Source organism: Paenibacillus sp. VT-400 (genome assembly GCF_001029205.1).
Lineage (GTDB): Bacteria > Bacillota > Bacilli > Paenibacillales > Paenibacillaceae > Paenibacillus > Paenibacillus amylolyticus.
This window is the reverse complement of the sequence record NZ_LELF01000114.1, coordinates 1-281: the sequence shown is the minus strand read 5'-3', so window position 1 is coordinate 281 and position 281 is coordinate 1. Positions and strand designations below refer to the sequence as shown.

Genomic DNA, 281 nt, shown 5'->3' with positions numbered 1-281 from the left:
TGGGGTGAAGTCGTAACAAGGTAGCCGTATCGGAAGGTGCGGCTGGATCACCTCCTTTCTATGGAGAATCGTTTCCTGCAACGGAAACATTCAAATAAGCAGGTTCTTAGAACCTGCAACAGCGATTCATTTCGGTCCTTCACTTCGGTGTGGATGAAATGAAGAGTACAAGCAACTCACTCGTTGCTCAGTTTTGAGAGTTCAAACTCTCAAACGTTTGGTGGCGATAGCGAAGGGGTTCCACACGTTCCCATCCCGAACACGACCGTTAAGCCCTTCAG

2 rRNA genes are annotated in these 281 nt (G+C 48.8%); both read left to right on the top strand.

Annotated features, from left to right (window positions below):
- Nucleotides 1-58: ribosomal RNA gene (locus tag EL84_RS30610) — 16S ribosomal RNA — on the top strand; the annotation flags it as partial.
- Between the two features lie 158 nt (nucleotides 59-216).
- A 5S ribosomal RNA gene (gene rrf, locus EL84_RS30605) occupies nucleotides 217-281 on the top strand; the annotation flags it as partial.